Origin of the sequence: Lysinibacillus sp., assembly GCF_032093475.1 — a bacterium.
In the GTDB taxonomy this organism is placed as follows: domain Bacteria; phylum Bacillota; class Bacilli; order Bacillales_A; family Planococcaceae; genus Lysinibacillus; species Lysinibacillus irui.
On sequence record NZ_DAMDAY010000082.1, the window covers coordinates 1 to 5309 of the forward strand.

The 5309-nt window shown below is 39.8% G+C and carries 8 protein-coding genes; 5 read left to right on the top strand and 3 right to left on the bottom strand.

The window, feature by feature from the left end; translation table 11 throughout:
• A partial coding sequence (locus RT445_RS16095; protein WP_313470953.1) for a GNAT family N-acetyltransferase occupies nt 1-413 on the top strand: 413 nt, incomplete at its 5' end.
• Between the two features lie 32 nt (nt 414-445).
• On the opposite strand, the gene RT445_RS16100 is transcribed toward RT445_RS16095, so the two are convergent.
• Nucleotides 446-898 (bottom strand): NUDIX domain-containing protein, encoded by a 453-nt coding sequence (locus tag RT445_RS16100; RefSeq protein ID WP_274796799.1) that lies wholly within the window; start codon nt 896-898, stop codon nt 446-448.
• A gap of 96 nt (nt 899-994) precedes the next feature.
• Here RT445_RS16100 and RT445_RS16105 point away from each other — a divergent pair, with 96 nt between their 5' ends.
• A complete protein-coding gene (locus RT445_RS16105; protein WP_312506357.1) occupies nt 995-1492 on the top strand; it encodes a hypothetical protein in 498 nt (165 codons plus the stop codon).
• A gap of 97 nt (nt 1493-1589) precedes the next feature.
• Here the strand turns inward: RT445_RS16105 and RT445_RS16110 are convergent, their stop codons facing one another.
• Complete coding sequence (locus RT445_RS16110) at nt 1590-2762, bottom strand: multidrug effflux MFS transporter (RefSeq protein ID WP_313470968.1); 1173 nt, start codon at nt 2760-2762, stop codon at nt 1590-1592.
• 280 nt (nt 2763-3042) lie between these two features.
• Here RT445_RS16110 and RT445_RS16115 point away from each other — a divergent pair, with 280 nt between their 5' ends.
• The 3 genes from RT445_RS16115 (at nt 3043) to RT445_RS16125 (ending at nt 4926) form a co-directional block, all read left to right on the top strand.
• A complete protein-coding gene (locus RT445_RS16115) occupies nt 3043-3912 on the top strand; it encodes a GNAT family N-acetyltransferase (RefSeq protein ID WP_313470956.1) in 870 nt (289 codons plus the stop codon).
• 106 nt (nt 3913-4018) lie between these two features.
• The gene (locus tag RT445_RS16120; protein ID WP_312506356.1) at nt 4019-4552 is read left to right on the top strand and encodes a GNAT family N-acetyltransferase; all 534 of its coding nucleotides are present in this window, start codon (nt 4019-4021) and stop codon (nt 4550-4552) included.
• A 65-nt stretch (nt 4553-4617) separates the two neighbouring features.
• Nucleotides 4618-4926, top strand: coding sequence for a hypothetical protein (locus RT445_RS16125; RefSeq protein WP_274796801.1), 309 nt, complete (start codon nt 4618-4620; stop codon nt 4924-4926).
• A 61-nt stretch (nt 4927-4987) separates the two neighbouring features.
• Here RT445_RS16125 and RT445_RS16130 read toward each other — a convergent pair.
• The coding region (locus tag RT445_RS16130) for a hypothetical protein (protein WP_312506276.1) at nt 4988-5309 on the bottom strand (322 nt) is incomplete at its 5' end.

The window sequence follows — 5309 nt, forward strand, 5'->3', positions numbered from 1 at the left end:
AGCATGATGAGTTTACAAACTTTTTAGCAGAAAAGATTCGAACATTTAACAATGAGCATTCCTCTTATCACCGAGAAAGTAGGCAGAAGGGTGCAGTTCAGCCTTTACACCTGATCGTCACTGATGACCAGCAACAATGGATTGGTGGGATAACAGCTGAGGTCTACTGGGGTTGGCTGGAAATACATAAATTTTGGTTTTGTGAAGAATATCGAGGGAAAGGTTTGGGCAAAAAGCTACTGGCACAGGCTGAGGGAATTGCTAAGGATATGGGAGCAACGAAAGCACTGTTGACAACCTTTGAATTCCAAGCGCGAACATTTTATGAGACACAAGGCTATCGTGTTGTAGGAGAAATTAAAGATTATCCGCCAGGTAGCAGCTATTATACGATGGTAAAGCTACTGACATAAGAAAGGGCTGTCTATTTCAATAGGCAGCCTATTTAATTGATGTCACCCAAGTAAATTGTTGTTTTTTGTCCACGGATAAATTGTTGTAATGGTTCGATGAATGCTTTTGGATAAAGTCTCTTCGTATGTAGCATTTCGATGGGTAGCCATTCTGTTCCGATTTGATGGCTATCGGGATTCGTTGGCTGACAGGAGACCCCATTTAACTGGCATAAAAAATAGTATTCTACTTGGTGTGCATCAGCATCAAAGGCAGCATGTTCATGGTTTTTTCCGATATATTCTCGGATAAATAGAAGCTCTCCAATCTGAACAGAGGAGCCAATTTCTTCAAGACATTCTCTTTGCAGTGCTTCATGAAAGGTCTCTCCATGCTCTTGTCCGCCTCCCGGGAAAAGATAAAAAAAGCCCTCCGGATCTTGATTTTTTGTTAGTAAGATTTCCCCATTCACAATAATGATGGCTTTAACCGAATTTCTTATCATAGGATTCTCCTTTTAATGTTATTTTTACATGGATCATGACTAAAACGCTTCATGAATGACTACCTTAGTAAAAAGGGGAGATAAAGCGTGTATTCAATGTCCAATTTTAAAATTCTTGTAGACAAACAGGCTGAAATCGATACAATTTATCAGAAATGCGATGACTTAATTCAATCAACTGTTAGACCGAAGCTTGATGCAGAGGTAGAACAGTTTTTAAGTCTCGTTGAACAGCATTTAACGCAGCAAGGCTTTACGATTAAAAAAACGTCAACAGGCTTAATTGCTAATTTTCAAGAAGCTGTTATTAATGTGGATAAACATTCAAAGCATTTGGAAGAGTGCTTTTTTATCAATTTAAATAGCTATGCAGAGGATCAAGTATCCATTGTTTTGGACATTTCACCAATAATGCTACCTAAAATATCCAATCAGCTCGATGGCTATACCGATATTATTGAGCAAATGACCGATAAACTAAAGCAAGCAAAAAGCCTCGAGAAAGCCTGTAATCAACCAACATTTCTCTATAAAACGCAAAGCAATAAAGTTTTCCATTCCGCACAACAAGTAGTGGATTATTATTTTCAGTAATGCGATCGAAGGAGAAGCCACCTTAAAATAATTTAAGGTGGCTCATTTGTGTTATCGTCATTGGATGCCCGCTATCATCCATTATGGATTGAAGTTGCTATTGAATATATTTTCTCCCACAAAGCCACATCGTCAGGGATAGACCCAAGAAGTAAAGTGGCATTGTCAGTAAAGAACCGTTGTGTAGTAAACTCATGCCCGATGTAATGGCACTGACTAATAGGTAATAGCCAAGACTAAAAATAGCGCCGGCTGTACCGATAACATCCTGAAAGTCTACTAATGCAAGACTTAGACAATTAGGAAGTGCAATGCCAGCACCGAGTAGCATTAGAAAAACGGTTAGCATTATGCCTATCGCCAGTATTGTTACGTGCATTGGTACACTACAGATAATTGTTAAAAGAAGTGCACCTATTAGCATCACCAAACAACCAACGTGAATGATCGATTGTGGTGGATGATTTTTGACAAGTCGCTTTGAGATCATGGCTCCAATGATCGAAGCCAGTGCAACGATGATGCCAAGAAACCCATATAGGCCAGGTGTTATCTTGAAATGCTCGATGAAGATAAAAGGTGCTTCAGCATAGTAGCTAAATAGCACACCATTGATGCCTCCGATGAGTAATCCATAAACAAGAACGGTTGGTGAAGCGCAAAGGCGTTTGACGACAGGCCAAATCGCTATTCTTTGTCTTGCTGCAGGATTTGTTGTTTCAGGTAGCCTGCAATAAGCATAGAAGAACAACAACATACTCATCACAACAAGAACAAAAAACACAGCCCGAAAGCCTAATGCTTGATCCACCCATCCACCAATCAGTGGCCCTACCGCAGGGGTAAAGGCTATGACGGCTGAAATTTGTGCAAACATGGCGTGTCGTTGACTACCCGTTACACTTTCACGCAAAATGGTCTGCGTAATAATAGAGCCAGTAGCAGCCCCGAACGCTTGAATAAATCGACTTCCTATTAGAAAGGGAAGTGTCTCTGCATAAAAACAAAGTAAGCTCCCAATTCCATAAAAAAGGAGACCGCCTAACATGGCAGGGCGGCGACCAATGATATCAGAAATCCATCCCCAGCCAAAAACTCCTAATGCAAAGCCAATAAAATAGATGCTTAAGGTGAATTGGATAGCGCTATTGGAGACACCAAGTGCAGCTGCAATATCCGGTAGAGATGGTGTATAAATAGTTTCACTAATTTGTGGAAAAGCCACAAGAACAATCATTAACAATAAAGATGGTACTGCCTGTTTTTTCAACATATTGCCCTCCTACAAGCAAATTCTACTTTGTGCTATTACAAGTAGATTGCGTAGCTAGGGAAACGGCGGGACCATTATCAGTATACGTTCATAGGATGTCATGTTGAAATCACCTTTATATGCTTGAAGTAGGAGTGCATAGTCTGGTCCCTATTATAAGCCATTTTACAATATTTAAATAGGAATAATTGCTAAACCTAAAAGAAATTGCTTGTACATGGAAGGGGAATTATGTAAAATAGAACAAACGTTCTTTAAATGTAGAGGAGGAACAAAATTGACATTAGAAAGTGAAGATGTATTTCAGCTCACAGAATTGACGGCTAAGGATATTCAAGGATTAATCGAGCTATCGGCTTCTGTCGGGTGGGACTATGATGCCCACGAAATTAAGACAATCATGGCAGCTGGTCGAATAGTCGGTCATAAAAATAAGGAAGGAAAAATTGTTTCATGTGCAGCTATAACGAACTATGATACAAATGTAGCTTCCATTGGCATGGTAATTGTGCATGAGCAATGCAGAGGTTTTGGCTTAGGTAGAGTTGTTACACAAGCTTGTATCGATCATGTTTCAAAGGAAACAACCATTATCCTTGTAGCAACAAAAGAGGGAGAGCCTTTATATGAAAAAATGGGCTTTAGGACGGTTGAGCATGTACATAAATATTTAGCAGACAACTTTGTAGAGACGACAAGGGACGTTGATTCTTTTGTCATGATTAAAGAATTTCAAGAAGCGGAATTTGAACAGCTGGTCAAGCTTGATGCAGGAGCATTTGGGGATCGTAGAGAACTCTTTTTGCGGGAAAGAATTCGGCAGTCCCAGCGCTGTGTTGTTGTGAAAAATGAGCACAACCAATTGATTGGGTACGGTCTAACGATTCAAGGACCCATTTATCTTTTATTAGGACCCATCGTAGCGCCAAATAAGGAAATAGCGCAGAATATTATTAAAGAATTGGCTAAGGGGCATAACGGGAAATTACGTATCGACTGTCCGTCTATCCAAGAGGAGCTTTGGCCATTTTTACAACAAAGTGGTTTTACATTGGCTGCAACACCACCTGTCATGATCCGCAATGCCAAAAAAATGCCTACTCGCAATCAAACATTATTTGCTCTTGCAGCACAAGCATTCGGTTAATAAAAAGTGCGAGCCTAATTGCAGGCTGCGCTTTTTTTGTTGTCAATAAAGGATTTTAAAGGAATGGTAGAGAATGGTATGGAGGGTAGAGGAGGGGGAGGACATGATGTTTCCAATTTTAGAAACAGACAGACTTAGATTAAGAGAACTCAAAGAGGACGATGTAGGTGCGATTTTTCGTTGCTTTTCAAATCAGGAGGTCACACGCTATTATGGGCAGGAGCCATTTGTCGATAAGCAACAGGCTGATGAATTAATTAAGCATTTTGCCAAAAACTTTGAAGAAAAACGTGGGATTCGTTGGGGCATTGAACATAAGGATTCAAATGAAATTATTGGGACAATTGGGTTTCATTTATGGTCGGCGGCGCATCAACGAGCAGAAATAGGCTATGAAATTCATCCTGATTACTGGCGACAAGGCTATACAAAAGAAGCTGTGCAAAAAGTAATTACCTATGGCTTTGAGACGATGAATTTGAATCGCATCGGAGCTGTTGTCTTTTTAGCAAATGAAGCATCCAATCAGCTACTCAGGAAACTAGGGTTTCAGGAAGAAGGTATATTGAGGGAATATATATATCAAAACGGACAAGCTTATGATACGTTTATCTATTCTTTGTTAAAAAAAGATGAATAGTTTAGCTTTGATAAAGTGAAAGAATACTTTTTTACTGAATTGTGGATAATAAATAATGAATTAGGGTGAGTTTTGAGGTTGAGATTTTCGGTTATAGTGCTTATATGAACAATAATTCATTCGTTCTTGAAAATGTAACAGAAGAGGAGCTAGGTGTTATGGAGCAATACAGCACAGCTTATTTTCAGAAGCTAGATTTACTAGCAAGCTTATACGCAGGGCAGGCCGCTTTAAAAGAGACAATACCAACCGAGAAGATCAACCAAATGGAGCGCTATCAACAAATTGAAGCGGCGATTGCGAAGCTAAATAACGAAATAAGACTAATTGAACGGACTATTTTAAAGTCCTCCTATTCCACAGAAAATTGTTAATAGCAGCTCAACCCATGTATGTTCAATACATGGGTTTTTATTTTGAGAAGAAGACTTCTTTTTATGCGCTATCCAGTAATCTGAGCCTGCTAACCGTCACATTAAGCATTCTATCCGCAACATTCGCCGAGCTATCCGCCACATTGAGCGCTCTATCCGCTACTTTCAGGATTCTATCCACTAATTCGCTTACCTTCTCCGGTTCCTTAGCGCAATCTATCGTTCTGCCCAAGCTATCGATTAAATTGGACGCACTATCCGCCAGATTCCCCAAGCTATCCGTCACATTGAGTGTTCTATCCGCTAGTTTCGCCGATCTATCCGCCAAATTGAGTGTTCTATCCGTCACTTTCAGGATTCTATCCACTAATTCGCTTACCTTC